This window comes from Pandoraea anhela (genome assembly GCF_902459655.1).
Taxonomy (GTDB): domain Bacteria; phylum Pseudomonadota; class Gammaproteobacteria; order Burkholderiales; family Burkholderiaceae; genus Pandoraea; species Pandoraea anhela.
In genome coordinates this window covers 1-14,786 of the sequence record NZ_CABPSB010000005.1, presented here as the reverse complement: position 1 = coordinate 14,786, position 14,786 = coordinate 1, and the positions used below count along the sequence as shown (strand labels likewise).

General features: G+C 61.9%; 13 protein-coding genes. 9 read left to right on the top strand and 4 right to left on the bottom strand.

What is annotated here, in order from left to right; all coding sequences use genetic code 11:
* Positions 1–152 precede the first annotated feature (152 nt).
* From PAN31108_RS08975 to nadC, 5 genes are all read left to right on the top strand, one after another.
* Positions 153–1,433, top strand: a complete 1,281-nt coding sequence (locus PAN31108_RS08975) for an RsmB/NOP family class I SAM-dependent RNA methyltransferase (RefSeq protein WP_150668758.1) — start codon at positions 153–155, stop codon at positions 1,431–1,433.
* A 73-nt stretch (positions 1,434–1,506) separates the two neighbouring features.
* The gene (locus tag PAN31108_RS08970; protein ID WP_370819605.1) at positions 1,507–2,940 is read left to right on the top strand and encodes a mechanosensitive ion channel family protein; all 1,434 of its coding nucleotides are present in this window, start codon (positions 1,507–1,509) and stop codon (positions 2,938–2,940) included.
* A 310-nt stretch (positions 2,941–3,250) separates the two neighbouring features.
* Positions 3,251–4,447, top strand: a complete 1,197-nt coding sequence (locus tag PAN31108_RS08965; protein ID WP_150668529.1) for a DesA family fatty acid desaturase — start codon at positions 3,251–3,253, stop codon at positions 4,445–4,447.
* A gap of 95 nt (positions 4,448–4,542) precedes the next feature.
* Complete coding sequence (nadA, locus tag PAN31108_RS08960; RefSeq protein WP_150668528.1) at positions 4,543–5,676, top strand: quinolinate synthase NadA; 1,134 nt, start codon at positions 4,543–4,545, stop codon at positions 5,674–5,676.
* Complete coding sequence (gene nadC / locus PAN31108_RS08955; protein WP_246183854.1) at positions 5,676–6,578, top strand: carboxylating nicotinate-nucleotide diphosphorylase; 903 nt, start codon at positions 5,676–5,678, stop codon at positions 6,576–6,578. Before nadA ends, nadC begins: the two co-directional genes overlap by 1 nt.
* Positions 6,579–6,818: 240 nt before the next feature.
* On the opposite strand, the gene nadB is transcribed toward nadC, so the two are convergent.
* From nadB to radC, 4 genes are all read right to left on the bottom strand, one after another.
* Positions 6,819–8,423 (bottom strand): L-aspartate oxidase, encoded by a 1,605-nt coding sequence (gene nadB, locus PAN31108_RS08950; protein ID WP_150668527.1) that lies wholly within the window; start codon positions 8,421–8,423, stop codon positions 6,819–6,821.
* A 243-nt stretch (positions 8,424–8,666) separates the two neighbouring features.
* The gene (rpmG, locus tag PAN31108_RS08945; protein WP_010807102.1) at positions 8,667–8,834 is read right to left on the bottom strand and encodes a 50S ribosomal protein L33; all 168 of its coding nucleotides are present in this window, start codon (positions 8,832–8,834) and stop codon (positions 8,667–8,669) included.
* A 15-nt stretch (positions 8,835–8,849) separates the two neighbouring features.
* A complete protein-coding gene (gene rpmB / locus PAN31108_RS08940; RefSeq protein ID WP_039400832.1) occupies positions 8,850–9,083 on the bottom strand; it encodes a 50S ribosomal protein L28 in 234 nt (77 codons plus the stop codon).
* A 243-nt stretch (positions 9,084–9,326) separates the two neighbouring features.
* Positions 9,327–10,001, bottom strand: coding sequence for a RadC family protein (radC, locus tag PAN31108_RS08935; RefSeq protein ID WP_150668526.1), 675 nt, complete (start codon positions 9,999–10,001; stop codon positions 9,327–9,329).
* Positions 10,002–10,161: 160 nt separating this feature from the next.
* Between radC and PAN31108_RS08930 the strand changes: the two genes are divergently transcribed.
* The 4 genes from PAN31108_RS08930 to PAN31108_RS08915 all read left to right on the top strand — a co-directional run bounded on the left by PAN31108_RS08930 (position 10,162) and on the right by PAN31108_RS08915 (position 14,766).
* Positions 10,162–10,617, top strand: a complete 456-nt coding sequence (locus tag PAN31108_RS08930) for an FKBP-type peptidyl-prolyl cis-trans isomerase (protein ID WP_150668525.1) — start codon at positions 10,162–10,164, stop codon at positions 10,615–10,617.
* An 8-nt stretch (positions 10,618–10,625) separates the two neighbouring features.
* Complete coding sequence (gene ispH, locus PAN31108_RS08925) at positions 10,626–11,600, top strand: 4-hydroxy-3-methylbut-2-enyl diphosphate reductase (protein ID WP_150668524.1); 975 nt, start codon at positions 10,626–10,628, stop codon at positions 11,598–11,600.
* Between the two features lie 796 nt (positions 11,601–12,396).
* Positions 12,397–13,605: a branched-chain amino acid ABC transporter substrate-binding protein gene (locus tag PAN31108_RS08920; protein ID WP_150668523.1), complete on the top strand. Its 1,209-nt coding sequence runs from the start codon at positions 12,397–12,399 to the stop codon at positions 13,603–13,605.
* 210 nt (positions 13,606–13,815) lie between these two features.
* A complete protein-coding gene (locus tag PAN31108_RS08915; RefSeq protein ID WP_150668522.1) occupies positions 13,816–14,766 on the top strand; it encodes a branched-chain amino acid ABC transporter permease in 951 nt (316 codons plus the stop codon).
* The last annotated feature ends 20 nt before the right edge of the window (positions 14,767–14,786 follow it).

Genomic DNA, 14,786 nt, shown 5'->3' with positions numbered 1-14,786 from the left:
AATCCGGTAACCGCGCCGGCGGCCGTTCCTCCGACGCCCGTCATCCGTCCAAGGGCGGCAACGGCGAGCGCAACTACGTGCGCCCCGATCGCTACGATCGTTCGCGCAACGATCGCCGTCACGAGGCGCCGCCCGTCGTCGGCGGCACCGGCATGCGCGGCGAACGTTTGCCGCCGGCGCTGTTCGAGCATACGCAACGGCTGCTGGGCAGCGTACTCACGTTCACGGGCCCGGCCGACACGCTCGTGAGCACATACTTCCGTGCCAACGACAAGCTGGGGCATCGCGAGCGCGGTGTGCTGGCGGAGACGGTGTTCGCCATTCTGCGTCGCAAGCTTGAATTCGGTCAGCACGCCGTGAGTGGCACGGGCTCGCAAGAGCGCCGTCTGGCGCTGCTCGGCCTTGCGTTCACGCGCGGCATCGCGTCGGTGGAACTGGTGGCGACACCCGATGAGGCCGCCTGGCTCGAACACGTCGGTCAGATCGATCCGGCAAGCCTCGCGCCGAGAGTGCGCACTAACTTGCCGGAGTGGTTGTATGACCGTCTGGCCAAGCGTTTCGACAGCGCCGAACTCGAAGCGCTCGCTGCCTCGCTGAACCAGCCGGCGCCGCTCGACTGCCGCGTGAACCTGATGAAGGCCACGCGCGACGAGGTGCTTGCCAAGCTGCGCGAGGACGGTTTCTCGGCCGAGCCGACGCCGCTTGCCCCCCATGGCATCCGTCTGTCGGGCAAGCCCGCGCTGCAAAAGCATCCGCTCTTCATGTCCGGCGCCATCGAGGTGCAGGACGAGGGTAGCCAGTTGCTGTGCCAGTTGGTCGCGCCGCGTCGTGGCGAGATGATCGTCGACTTCTGTGCCGGTGCCGGCGGCAAGACGCTCGCTATCGGCGCGCAAATGCGCTCGACCGGGCGTCTGTATGCCTTCGACGTGTCGGAGAAGCGACTGGCGAAGCTCAAGCCGCGTCTGGCGCGCAGTGGCCTGTCTAACGTCTATCCGGTGATGATCGACAGCGAGAACGACAGCAAGATCAAGCGTCTGGCCGGCAAGATCGACCGCGTGCTGGTCGATGCGCCGTGCAGCGGGCTCGGCACCCTGCGTCGCAATCCGGATCTGAAGTGGCGCCAGTCGCCGCAATCGGTCGAGGAACTGACGCAGAAGCAGACGTCGATCCTCGCGAGCGCCGCACGTCTGGTGAAACCGGGCGGTCGGCTGGTGTACGCCACGTGCAGCTTGTTGACGGAAGAGAACGGCGCGATTGCCGAGGCGTTCGCCGCAGCGCATCCGGACTTCGTGCTGCTGCCCGCGAACGAGTTGCTGGCGTCGCAAAAAATCGGACTCGACACGGGCAAGTATCTCGAACTGCTGCCGAACCGCAACGCTACCGACGGCTTCTTTGCCGCAGTGTTCGAGCGCCGGGCCGCCACGAAAGCGTGATTTTGGCGGGGGCGGCGCCGTGCCGCGCCGCGTCGGCTAGTATCGGCGTACGACAAGCATAGACAGAAGGGATATGGCGATGCAGGAAAGTCCGGCTTTCGCGAGGTTGGTGCGGGACGTTGTCCGTGACTTTGGCGACCCGCAGATCATTTGGCAGATCGTTGCGCTCGTGGGCGCGCTCGCCGTCGCGTTCGTGCTGCGGCGCTGGATGATCGGCCGTCTCGACCGCCACTTCGAGCGTGTCGCGCCGGCGCGCCGGGCCGGCTCATCGAGTCTGCGTCGCTCGTTTTTCCCGATGTTCGGCTGGATGTGCGTGGCGCTCACGCGCGTGGTGCTTCAGGAGTACACGCGCGTCTCGCTGCTGATGCTCGCCGAAGTGCCGCTGTTCGGCACGGCGTTCATTTATCTCGCGTTCTACTTCGCACGCCGGTTGTTCGCGTCGTCGCCACATGCGTCGGGCGTGCTGAAGGTGTTCGAGCGCGTATTCACGACGCTCGCCTGGCTGTCGATGCTGGCCTATGTGCTCGGCGTGCACGACGACATCCTCAAATGGCTCGGGAGCGTGAAGTTCGCGGTCGGCAGCAGCCATCTGACGCTGCTCTCGATGCTGTCCGGGCTGCTCTGGATCGGTGTAACGCTCGTGCTCGCGATGTGGGTCGGCTCGTTGATCGAAGACCGGATCATGCGCACGACCACGCTCGACGGCAACCTGAAGGTGGTGCTCTCGCGGCTGGTCAAAGGGTTGCTCACGCTCGTTGCCGTGCTCGCGACGCTGTCGTTCGTCGGCATCGATATCACGGTGCTCGGCGTGTTCGGCGGTGCATTGGGCGTGGGGCTGGGCTTCGGTTTGCAGAAGATCGCCTCGAACCTCGTGTCGGGATTCATCATCCTGCTCGACCGTTCCGTGCGGATTGGCGACCTGATCACGGTATCGACGTACCACGGTACCGTTTCGCAGATCAATACGCGGTATTCGGTCGTGCGCGGGCTGGACGGGGTCGAAGCCCTGGTGCCGAACGAACAACTGGTGACGAACGTCGTGCAAAACCACTCGTTCACGGAAACGCGTGGCCGGGCGAAGGTGAACGTACAGGTCGCCTACAGCGCTGACGTGGAGCTTGCGATGTCGCTGATGCTCAAGGCTGCGGAGGGCATTCCCCGCGTATTGTCCGATCCCGCGCCGTCGGCGTTGCTGCTGAATTTCGGCGCCGATGGGATGGATCTGGAAATGGGCTTTTGGGTGCAAGACCCGGCGCAGGGGAGCGGTGCGATCCGTTCGGAGATTAATTTGCGGATTTGGCGCACATTTCGCGAACACGGTATTGAAATTCCGTATGCGCAGCGCGAAATACGCATTCTGAACGACTGGGCGGACGGTATTCCTGCGGAAGCGGTCCCTCCGGCGCTCGCTCGCCCCGATTTACCGGTGGCATCCACGTCGTCGCCCGCGGCGGCGCCCCAACGGGCGCAACCACAGGCGGATGACACCGTAAAGAAGGCCGGATAGACCCTTTTCCCTAAAGCGCCGGGTTGACCTGCGACAAAATGCGTGGCCGACAGGCCACACACGGGCATCGGCGGGTCGGGTAAAATGCGTCCCAAACCATAAAAACCAGACGTTCACTGGCACGTTTTCCGCCCATATCGCCACGGCATTTCGCAACTTGCCGACCTCCAGCGAATCCAAGCGTCAAGCGAGCGCAAGAACGAGACCTGACGCGACGGCCCAGAGGCCGCTTCGGCCCGACAAGACAAGACACGGCATCGTTGGATCCTTGCCGTGATGGCTACCGTATTGATTAGTTTGGAGTGATATTTTGCTGGACAGTCTCCTTGGATTTCTCTCGACCGGCCTGCTCGACTGGAGCGGCTGGGAGATCTTTTTCTTCACGTTGGCCGTCACCCATGTGACGATCGCCGCCGTGACCATCTACCTGCATCGTTGCCAGGCGCACCGTGCGCTCGACGTGCATCCGATCGTCGCCCACTTCTTCCGCCTCTGGCTGTGGATGACCACGGGCATGATCACCAGCGAGTGGGCTGCCATTCACCGCAAGCACCACGCGAAGTGCGAGACCCCGGAAGATCCGCATAGCCCGCAAACGCGCGGCCTTTGGAAAGTGCTGGCCCAAGGCGCCGAGCTGTATCGCGCCGAAGCGAAGAACGAAGAAACGCTGCGCAAGTTCAGTCACGGTACGCCGAACGACTGGATCGAGAACAACATCTACAAGCGTTTTCCGATTCTCGGCATCAGCATGATGATGATCATCGACATCGCGCTGTTCGGCGCTATCGGTCTGACCGTGTGGGCCGTGCAGATGGTCTGGATCCCGTTCTGGGCGGCAGGTGTCGTCAACGGTCTGGGCCACTACTGGGGCTACCGTAACTTCAACTGCGCCGACGCGTCGACGAACCTGCTGCCGTGGGGCATCATCATCGGCGGCGAAGAGCTGCACAACAACCACCATACGTACGCGACGTCGGCCAAGCTGTCGAACAAGTGGTACGAGTTCGACATCGGCTGGCTGTACATTCGCACGCTGTCGTTCGTGGGGCTGGCCAAGGTGAAGAAGATCGCGCCGACGCCGAAGCTCGCGAAGGTCAAGGCGGCTTGCGACGACGATACGTTGCAGGCGGTGCTCTCGAACCGCTACGAAGTGATGGCGCGTTACGCGAAGACGTTCAAGCGCGCCTATGGCGAGGAACTGGCGCGTTTCAAGGAGAAGCGTCAGCATGGCGAGTATCAGCTGTTCCGTGGTGCGCGCAAGTGGCTGCATCATGACGAAGCCTCGCTGCAAGAGCCGCAGAAGCAGCAACTGGGCGAGATCTTCGCGCACAGCAATGCAGTGAAGACCTACTACGAGCTGCGCCGTGAACTGGCCGGTATCTGGGATCGCTCGAATGCGTCGCGCGAGCAATTGCTGGGTCAGTTGCAGAACTGGTGCCACCGCGCGGAGCAGAGCGGTATTCACGCGTTGCAGGAGTTTGCCACGCGTCTGCGTCGCTACGCGTGAACGGGCTCAGCCAGAAATCTGTTTTTGACGCATAATCGAAACCCCGCCACGGCGGGGTTTTGTCATTCCCGGCCTATCCCACGGGCCACGTGAAAATGAATGCCTCACTCAAATCCGTAGAATTCGAGCGCCCCGCACCGAGCGGCGCCACGTGCGTTGCCCAAGCCTGGGCACGCGTCCCGGATGCGCCGTCGCAGGAGGAACGCGCGGCGCTCAAGGCCAGAATCAAGCGTTTGCTCGTCGAGCAGGACGCCGTGCTGGTGGCCCACTACTACGTCGACGCCGACTTGCAGGACCTCGCCGAGGAGACCGGCGGCTGCGTGGCCGATTCGCTCGAAATGGCGCGTTTCGGCCGCAATCATCCTGCCAGGACGCTGGTGGTCGCCGGCGTGCGCTTCATGGGCGAGACGTCGAAGATTCTCAGTCCCGAAAAACGCATTTTGATGCCCGATCTCGATGCGACCTGCTCGCTCGACCTGGGCTGCCCGGCCGACGAATTCGCCGCCTTCTGCGATGCGCATCCGGATCGCACCGTGGTCGTCTATGCGAACACGAGCGCGGCGGTGAAGGCGCGTGCCGACTGGATGGTGACGTCGTCCATCGGTCTCGAGATCGTGGCGCATCTGCATGCACAGGGTAAGAAAATTCTGTGGGCGCCTGACCGTCACCTGGGCAGCTACGTCCAGAAGCAGACGGGCGCCGACATGCTGCTGTGGCAGGGGGCGTGCCTCGTGCACGACGAATTCAAGGGGACCGAACTCGAACTGCTGCGTCGCGAACATCCGAACGCCAAGGTGCTGGTACACCCGGAGTCGCCGGCTGCCGTGGTGGCGCTTGCCGATGTCGTCGGGTCCACGTCTCAGATGATCGCGGCGGCGCAGAACATGGACGCCACCGAATTCATCGTCGCCACCGACAACGGCATTTTGCACAAAATGCGCGCCGCTGCGCCGGGCAAGCGCTTTATCGAAGCGCCGACGGCGGGGAATAGCGCGACGTGCAAGAGCTGCGCACATTGCCCGTGGATGGCGATGAACAGCTTGCAGAATCTGGCAGATGTGCTGACGACGGGCGCCAATGAGATCCACGTCGATCCCGACATCGGCCGCCGTGCCCATACCTGTATCGACCGTATGCTGACGTTCGCTGAAGCGCGCAAACAAAACGTGCGCGCCAGCGGTGACTTCGCGCGCGACGGCGCGCTGTTTGCCGGTGTAGGCCCCGCATAATGACGCAATCGAAAACGTTGAGCACCGCCGAGGCGCTCTCCCCGGAATTCACGACATTCGGCGAGCCGCTCGAAGCGGCGCTCTCGCGCAATGTGCGCGATGCGCTGGCGGAAGACATCGGTAGCGGCGATCTGACGGGCCTGCTCGTGCCGTCCGACGAAATGGCGCATGCGCGGATCATCGTGCGTGAGTCGGCGGTATTGTGCGGTGTTCGCTGGTTCGAGCGCTGCATGCAGGGTGTGGACGCCTCGGTGCGCGTGCAATGGCATTACCGAGAAGGCGAGCGTATGACGCCCGACGCGCCGGTTTGCGATATCTACGGTCCGGCACGCGCGTTGCTCACCGGCGAGCGTACGTCGATGAACTTCCTTCAATTGCTCTCGGGTGTCGCGACGGCCGTGCGCCGCTATGCCGATATCGTCGAAGGTACGAAGGCGCGTGTGCTGGACACGCGCAAGACGCTGCCGGGGCTGCGTCTCGCGCAGAAGTTCGCGGTGCGCGTGGGGGGTGGGGCGAATCAGCGTCTCGCGCTCTACGACGGCATTCTCATCAAGGAGAACCACATTGCGGCGGCGGGTGGCATTCGTCAGGTGCTGGCGAACGCCGATCGTCTGGCCGACGGGGCGTCGGTGCAGATCGAAGTGGAGTCGCTCGACGAACTCGAAACGGCACTGGCGTGCGGTGCGACCTCGATTCTGCTCGACAACTTCACGCTGGAAATGATGCGCGAAGCCGCACGCGTGGCCGATGGACGCGCCGTGCTGGAGGCGTCCGGCGGCATCCATCTCGAAACGCTGCGCGCGATTGCGGAAACGGGCGTGGACCGTATTTCCGTCGGCGGCCTCACCAAGGACGTTCGTGCAACGGACTTCTCGATGCGGATTCTCGAGACGGTCGGATAGGCGTCAGGGGTGGGGTGCCGTATGGGAAACAACGAGGCCGCAGGGTGAAATCTGCGGCCTCCTTGTTTTTGCCGCCCGTGTTTCACGTGCTGTGCCTGTTGTCTTGCTGGCCGATGGCACGCGCGTTTTCGCAATCGCTTTCCGGTGTGCCGCACGCAGACGGCATCCGCCTGCCTCGCGCTACAGCGCGGTTATTGAGTGCTATGAGGCGAGTGCTATGACGCAAGTGCGATGACGCGGTTAGCGAGCGCGGTGGGGCAGTGTCGGCGATAGCACTGTTGGTAGCGCTTTCGGCAGCGTATCGGGGAAGTCGCGCGAGAAATGCAGGCCGCGACTCTCACGACGAGACAGCGCGCTATCGACGATCAGCGACGCGACATCGACGAGATTGCGTAACTCCAGCAGGTCGCGACTGACGCGGAAGTTTGCGTAGTATTCGGCGATTTCCTCGCGTAGCAACGCGATACGATGTTGCGCCCGTTCGAGTCGTTTGGTCGTGCGCACGATGCCGACGTAATTCCACATCATGCGACGCAACTCGTCCCAGTTGTGCGCGACAACCACTTCTTCATCGGCATCCGAGACGCGGCTTTCATCCCATGCGGGCACGTCGGTAACGGCCGGATGCGTCGCCTCGCCGCGCTGAATATCCTCGGCCGCCGCCTTGCCGAGCACAACGCATTCGAGCAGCGAATTGCTGGCGAGACGGTTCGCACCGTGCAGGCCCGTGTATGTCGCTTCGCCGACGGCATAGAGGCCGGGCAGATCGGTGCGCCCATGCATGTCGGTGACGATCCCGCCACATGTGTAATGTGCCGCGGGCACGACGGGAATCGGCTGCTTCGTGATGTCGATCCCCAATTCGGCACAGCGCGCGAGAATCGTAGGGAAGTGTTCGCGCAGGAATTCGGGGCTCTGATGGCTGATGTCGAGGTACACGCAATCGAGGCCGTGTTTCTTCATCTCGAAATCGATCGCGCGGGCGACGATATCGCGTGGCGCCAGCTCAGCGCGCGGATCGTGCGCAGGCATGAAGCGCGTGCCGTCGGGCAATACGAGACGTCCGCCTTCGCCGCGAACCGCTTCGGAAATCAGGAAGGACTTGGCGTACGGATGATAAAGGCACGTCGGATGAAACTGGATGAACTCCATGTTCGCGATCCGGCAGCTGGCGCGCCAGGCCATCGCAATGCCGTCACCCGTGGCGGTGTCGGGGTTGGTGGTGTACAGATAGACCTTGCCTGCACCGCCGGTGGCCAGCACCGTATGCCGGGCCGTCACCGCATGAACTGCGCCGGTGCCAAGGTCCTGCATGTAAAGGCCCTGACAGTGACGTCCGGCGGTCGGTGCTGCATCGGCACGGTCGGACGTGATCAGATCGACCGCGAAGTGATTTTCGAAGAGGGTGATGTTCGGATGCTTGCGCACGCGCTCGGTGAGCGTGGTGATGACGGCATGCCCCGTTGCGTCTGCCGCGTGAATGATGCGGCGATGACTGTGTCCGCCTTCGCGCGTCAGGTGAAAACCGAGTTCGGCTTGCGCATCGCGCGTGAAGGGAACACCTTGCTCGATGAGCCACTCGATGGCTTCACGGCTATGTTCGATGATGAATCGCGTGGCCGCTTCGTCACACAGGCCCGCACCCGCCACGAGCGTGTCGGCGACATGCTCGTCGACACTGTCGGTGGAGTCCAGCACAGCGGCGATGCCGCCCTGTGCCCAATCGCTCGCACCCTCCGGCATGGGGCGTTTGGCGACCAGCGCCACGCGGCAGGTATTGGCCAGATGCAGGGCGACGGACTGGCCGGCGAGCCCGCTGCCGACAATGACGACATCGAAATTCATGATACGAGCGCTGTCTGGGATCGACGCGACAACGGCGGCGCGATCCTCGTGATGAGAGATGAGCCAGTATAGCGAGTCAATACGCTCGTGACACATGACCCTATGCGCACGTCGGGGAAATTGTGCTTCGTGTGACTACGCAACGCGTAGCATCACGATTTTCGGGACGCCCAAACGAAAATACCCCGCCAATGGCGGGGTATCGAACGCAGTAGCGAACCACTGCGATGAAACCTGTTGATCTTATTTGATCTTGGTTTCTTTGTACGGCACGTGCTTACGAGCCACCGGATCGAACTTGCTGATTTCCATCTTTTCCGGATGGGTACGCTTGTTCTTGGTGGTCGTGTAGAAATGACCCGTGCCTGCGGTCGATTCCAGCTTGATCTTGTCGCGAGCGCCTTTTGCCATGATGAGCTCCTAAACTTAGATGGCGTTACGCGAACGCAGGTCCGCGAGAACGGCATCGATACCGACCTTATCGATCAGGCGCAGGCCGGCGTTCGAAAGGCGCAGACGCACAAAACGGTTTTCGCTCTCAACCCAGAACCGGCGATTTTGCAAGTTCGGGAGGAAACGGCGCTTGGTTTTGTTATTGGCGTGGGAAACGTTATTGCCGACCATCGGCGCTTTCCCGGTCACTTGACATACGCGTGCCATGAAGCACTCCTAACCCAGAATTCTGTGTAAAAAAAGGTGAGTCGAAAAGACAGACCGCGATAATACCACAAAAATCCCAGACAAATCAATCGCTTTAGTCGATGTAGGACGTGAGTCCCTGGCGGGAAACGTCTGTCGGAGATTCGGGGAAGGGACGGATCATAGCGTAAACGGCGCTCGAATGCGAACCGTGTGCCGAATTTATGTGCACGGTGTTGTTCGGCGTCACATCGGTCACATCGGTCACATATTGCTGCCCTCGGCCAGCGAGTAGACGGTGTCGCCCGCCACGATGAAATGGTCGAGCAGGCGGATTTCCAGCAGCGCCAGTCCGTCGCCCAACTGGCGCGTCAGCGCGAGATCGGCCGCACTGGGCCTGGCAACGCCCGAGGGATGATTGTGCGCCACGATGATGGCAGCCGCGTGAACGTCCAGCGCGGCGCGAACGATCTCTCTCGGATAGGCGCAGGTCTGCGTGAGGGTGCCCTCGAACATGATCCGCGTGCCGATGAGCCGATGCGCGGCGTCCAGAAACAGGCAGACGAAGCGCTCGCGCGAGGTGTCCTGCAACGTGAGGCGCAGATAATCGCGAACGCGGGCAGGTGAGTCGAGCATGCAGCCGGACTGCAAGCCCTCGCGCAACATGCGACGCGCGAGCTCCAGTGCGGCCTGAAACTGAAGCGATTTGGCCTGACCCAGGCCGGGAATCTGGCGCAATGTCTCGAACGGGGTGGCGAGCAGACGGCCGAGCGAGCCGCTGCGAGCCAGCAGTTCTCGTCCCAGATCGACGGCGTTACGGCCATGCGAGCCGGTTCGCAACAAAATGGCGAGCAACTCGGCATCGGACAGGGCGTTCGGCCCGTGGGCCAGCATTTTCTCGCGGGGGCGCTCGGCGGGCGGCCAGTGAGCGATGGACATGACGACTCCGGAGGCGGACACGATCGCGCGCATGATCGCGGGTGTCACTCATAAGAAATACCGGCGCCGAAGGGAAAAAATCGGCGCTGCTTTGATGGGGAGCCGGACGCGCAACGCGTCGTCGCTTACAATAATAGCTTGACCTTGCTGTGAGACCCCCATGAGTTCTGTTGCAACCCCCGTGGTTCAAGACGATTCCTATCTGACGCTCCACTACCGGATCGGTGCGCCCGACGGCGCCGACATCGTCAACACTTTCGAAGGCACCCCGGCAACGCTGCAACTGGGCGGCGGCCAGATGGCCCCGACGCTGGAACAGGCGATGCTGGGTATGTCCGTGGGGGAACGCCGCCGGATCGAACTGGCGCCGGAGCAGGCGTTTGGTCCGCGCAATCCGGATCTGCTGCAACGTGTCTCGATGAAGACGCTGGAGGAGAACAGCAACTTCGGCGAGGCATATAGCGTTGGCGATCTGGTCGAGTTCAACGCGCCGAGCGGTGGCCGTTATGCGGGCATCCTGCGCGAGTTGGGCGACGGCTGGGCATTGTTCGACTTCAACCATCCGCTGGCGGGCCAGCCGATCGTGTTCGAAGTTCAGATTATCGGCATTCTGTAGGAATCGAAATGAGCGCCACCCAAGTCGTAGCACCGACGCTGTCGGATGCGGAAATCCTGCTGGCTCAGCCGCGCGGCTTTTGCGCGGGTGTCGACCGCGCGATCGAAATCGTCGAGCGCGCCCTCGCGATGTACGGTGCACCGATTTATGTGCGTCATGAAATCGTGCACAACGTGTATGTCGTCGAGAATCTGCGCAAGAAGGGCGCGATTTTCATCGAGGAATTGTCGGATGTTCCCTCGGGCAATACGCTGATTTTCAGCGCGCACGGCGTATCGCAGGCCGTACGTGCCGAGGCCGAAGCGCGGGGTCTGCGCATTTTCGACGCCACTTGCCCGCTCGTGACCAAGGTTCACGTCGAAGTCGCGAAGATGCGCGCTCAGGGGCTCGAGATCATCATGATCGGCCACAAGGGCCACCCGGAAGTCGAAGGCACGATGGGGCAGTCGGGCGAGGGCATGTTCCTCGTCGAGACGATCGAAGACGTGCTCGCGCTGCAAGTGGCGGACGAGAGCAAGCTCGCCTATGTGACGCAGACGACGCTGTCCGTCGACGACGCCGCCGAAGTCATCAATGCCCTCAAGCAGCGCTTTCCCGAAATCACCGAGCCGAAGAAGCAGGACATCTGCTACGCCACGCAGAACCGTCAGGACGCCGTGAAGTTCATGGCGCCGCAGTGCGACGTGGTGGTCGTGGTGGGCAGTCCGAACAGTTCGAACTCGAACCGTCTGCGTGAAGTCGCCGAGAAGATGGGCGTGCCGTCTTATATGGTGGATTCGCCGGATCAGCTCAAACCGGAGTGGTTCGACGGCAAGCGTCGCATCGGAGTGACGGCCGGGGCGTCCGCGCCCGAGGTGCTGGCGCAATCGATCGTCTCGCGGTTGCGCGAACTGGGCGTCAATCAGGTCAAGGTGCTCGATGGCGTGGAAGAGAACATCGCGTTCCCGCTGCCCAGGGGTCTCACGCAAGTGGCCGCAGGCTGAGGGCCTGTGTCGCAGGACGGATAATGCCGTCCCGGATCGCGAACCTGAATACCCATGGTCGGCGGTAATACCGCACGGCCGATGAACCGGGTGTCGTCATTGACGGCTCCCGGTTTTTTTACGTCCGCGCTGCCGATTCGCTGGTTGAGTGAGTGGCGAGGGCGATGCCCGTCGCACCTGAGCGCGATGTTCCCTCCTGTGGGGGCACGTCAGGCGGCCTGACTTTCCCGACGTCCGATCGGTAAAGATTCGGATCCGTCTCGATGAGGCGCATTGCGGTATCTTCGCGCGAGGCATCAGATTTTCGCAATTTCCCCGCATGTCCGTTTTTTGGAGTTTTAACGTCTCGGCAGCCAAAACCGAACGGGAGACGGACCAATTCAACACGCAAGGAATAATCAAAAAAGAATGCCATCTGGTTTTCAGGATTTTAGTTATTTACATACCTATTTAATTGGAAAGATCGCTCCAAACTCAATAGGCATGCTAATTGCTTATTAGATCACCATGGCATCCGGGCCCATGAATGGTGCACCGGTTGCACCATAAAGCCACCCGGGAAGCAGCGCCCGGGTACGTAAAACCTTTCACAAATCCGGGGTTGCGCTTTTGAAAAAATAGGGTTGCACAAGTCGGTATAAAACCTTAGTCCTCCATTATGGAAAACCCTGTGGCTGCGGGCGTCGCAGCCGCAAGGAATGGAGTTACAATGCGCGCGTTTCGCATACGAAACATCGATTTGGCGTTATTGGCGTTATTGGCGTTATTAAACCGCCGACAATCAGGAGATAATCACATGCAACTCAAGTTCGCGAAGGTACTGCCCGTAGTCGCCGCAGTGACGCTGTTGGCGGCATGCGGTCAGAAGGAAGAAAAGCAGGCCGATTCGGGTGCCGCTTCTGCACCTGCCGCGACGACTGCCGCCAGCGGGGGCGGCGATGCGGTTGTCATTAAGATTGGTCACGTTGCACCATTGACGGGCCAAATTGCTCACTTGGGCAAAGATAACGAAAACGGTGCACGTCTCGCCATCGAGGAAGTCAACAAGGCGGGTCTGACGATCGACGGTAAGGCGGTCAAGCTGGAACTGGTGGCAGAAGACGACGCTGCCGATCCGAAGACCGCCACGCAGGTCGCGCAGAAGCTCGTCGACGAGAAAGTCGTCGCCGTGGTGGGCCACCTGAACTCCGGCACGACGATTCCGGCATCGAAGATCTACAGCGATGCAGGCATCGTGCAGATCTCGCCGTCGGCAACCAACCCCGCCTACACGCAGCAGGGCTTCAAGACGACCTATCGTGTGGTCGCCACCGACGCTCAGCAGGGTCCGGCACTGGCCAACTACGCAACGAAGTCGCTCAACGCCAAGTCGGTGGCTATCGTCGACGACGCGACTGCCTACGGCAAGGGGCTGGCCGACGAGTTCGAGAAGACCGCCAAGGCCAACGGCCTGAAGGTGCTCTCGCACGACGCGACCAACGACAAGGCCACGGACTTCCGCGCCATTCTGACCAAGATCAAGGGTGAGAAGCCGGACATCATCATGTACGGCGGTATGGATGCCACCGGCGGCCCGTTCGCCAAGCAATCGAAGGAACTGGGTATCGGCGCCAAGGTGCTGGCCGGCGACGGCGTGTGTACCGACAAGGTGGCCGAACTCGCTGGCGACGCCATCGACAACATCGTCTGCTCGGAAGCCGGTATGGCGCTGTCGAAGATGGAGGGCGGCGGCGATTTCTCCAAGCGTTACGAAGCCCGTTTCAGCCAGCCGATCCAGATCTACGCCCCGTTCACGTATGACGCCGTCAACGTGATCGTCGACGCCATGAAGCGCGCCAACTCGGCCGATCCGGCCAAGATCCTGGCCGCCATGCCGGCGACGGACTACAAGGGTGTTATCGGTCACATCGCCTTCGACAGCAAGGGCGACATGAAGGAGCCGGTGATCACGCTCTACAACTACAAGGACAAGAAGAAGAGCGTGCTCGACGTGGTGAAGATGTAACTCCAGGGCGCTTGCGCCATGAAACGGCACCGCTGCTTACCCGCTCGGTGCCGTATCAATCTCTGCGGAAAGACGCCGTGCCTGCATGACGGGCACGGCCCTCCTCCTGACACAGGATTACGCCTCATAACCCGCAGTTCTCTCGATCCCCTCGCACGCCTATCTGGCTAGCGTGTCGAGAGCCCGTTTCCGGGACAAGGAGTTAGCTTCATGGATATTTTTATCCAACAAATCTTGAACGGCCTCGTGCTGGGTAGCGTCTACGCGATCATTGCACTGGGCTATACGATGGTCTACGGCATTCTGGGCATCATCAACTTTGCCCACGCCGACGTGATGATGATCGGCGCGATGGTCGCGCTGTCCACCATCAACCTGCTGCTGAAGGTCGCGCCGGACATGAACCCGGCGCTCATGCTGGCGATTGCCACGCTCGTGTGTATGCCCGTGTGTGCGATAGCCAACTTCGTGATCGAGCGCGTGGCCTACCGGCCGCTGCGCAACGCGCCGCGTCTCGCGCCGCTGATCACCGCCATCGGCGTGTCGCTGCTGTTGCAGACGATCGCCATGCTGATCTGGTCGCGTAACCCTCTCTCGTTCCCGCAACTGCTGCCCACCGACGCCATGACCGTCATTCCGGCACGCGGCGATCATCCGGGCGCGGTCACTAACGGCACGGGCATCGTGATCGTGGTGGTGGCGTTCCTCGTGATGTTCGGCCTCACGCAGCTCGTGAACCGCACCAAGCTGGGGCGTGCGATGCGCGCGACGGCGGAGAACCGCAACGTTGCGGGTCTGATGGGCGTGAACCCGAACTTCGTGATCTCGGCGACCTTCGCACTCGGCGGCGCGCTGGCCGCGCTCGCGGGGGTGATGATGGCGTCGAACTACGGTAACGCGCACTTCTACATGGGCTTCATTCCCGGCATGAAGGCGTTCACTGCTGCGGTGCTGGGCGGGATCGGCAACTTGCAGGGGGCGATGGTCGGGGGCGTGCTGCTGGGCCTCATCGAAGCGCTGGGCGCGGGTTACATCGGCGATCTGACCGGTGGCGTGTTCGGCAGTAACTATCAGGACGTGTTCGCGTTCGTCGTGCTGATCGTAGTGCTGGTGTTCCGTCCGAGCGGTCTGCTCGGCGAGCGCGTGGCCGATCGTGCATAAGCGGGGAGGATCGACATCAT

Excerpts from the sequence above, each read along its gene's own strand:
- PAN31108_RS08975 (WP_150668758.1), top strand. The coding sequence starts at position 153 with ATGCGCGGCGAACGTTTGCCGCCGGCGCTGTTCGAGCATACGCAACGG.
- PAN31108_RS08970 (WP_370819605.1), top strand. The coding sequence starts at position 1,507 with ATGGCGATGCAGGAAAGTCCGGCTTTCGCGAGGTTGGTGCGGGACGTT.
- nadA (WP_150668528.1), top strand. The coding sequence starts at position 4,543 with ATGAATGCCTCACTCAAATCCGTAGAATTCGAGCGCCCCGCACCGAGC.
- nadC (WP_246183854.1), top strand. The coding sequence starts at position 5,676 with ATGACGCAATCGAAAACGTTGAGCACCGCCGAGGCGCTCTCCCCGGAA.
- nadB (WP_150668527.1), bottom strand. The coding sequence starts at position 8,423 with ATGAATTTCGATGTCGTCATTGTCGGCAGCGGGCTCGCCGGCCAGTCC.
- rpmG (WP_010807102.1), bottom strand. The coding sequence starts at position 8,834 with ATGGCAAAAGGCGCTCGCGACAAGATCAAGCTGGAATCGACCGCAGGC.
- rpmB (WP_039400832.1), bottom strand. The coding sequence starts at position 9,083 with ATGGCACGCGTATGTCAAGTGACCGGGAAAGCGCCGATGGTCGGCAAT.
- radC (WP_150668526.1), bottom strand. The coding sequence starts at position 10,001 with ATGTCCATCGCTCACTGGCCGCCCGCCGAGCGCCCCCGCGAGAAAATG.
- PAN31108_RS08930 (WP_150668525.1), top strand. The coding sequence starts at position 10,162 with ATGAGTTCTGTTGCAACCCCCGTGGTTCAAGACGATTCCTATCTGACG.
- ispH (WP_150668524.1), top strand. The coding sequence starts at position 10,626 with ATGAGCGCCACCCAAGTCGTAGCACCGACGCTGTCGGATGCGGAAATC.
- PAN31108_RS08920 (WP_150668523.1), top strand. The coding sequence starts at position 12,397 with ATGCAACTCAAGTTCGCGAAGGTACTGCCCGTAGTCGCCGCAGTGACG.
- PAN31108_RS08915 (WP_150668522.1), top strand. The coding sequence starts at position 13,816 with ATGGATATTTTTATCCAACAAATCTTGAACGGCCTCGTGCTGGGTAGC.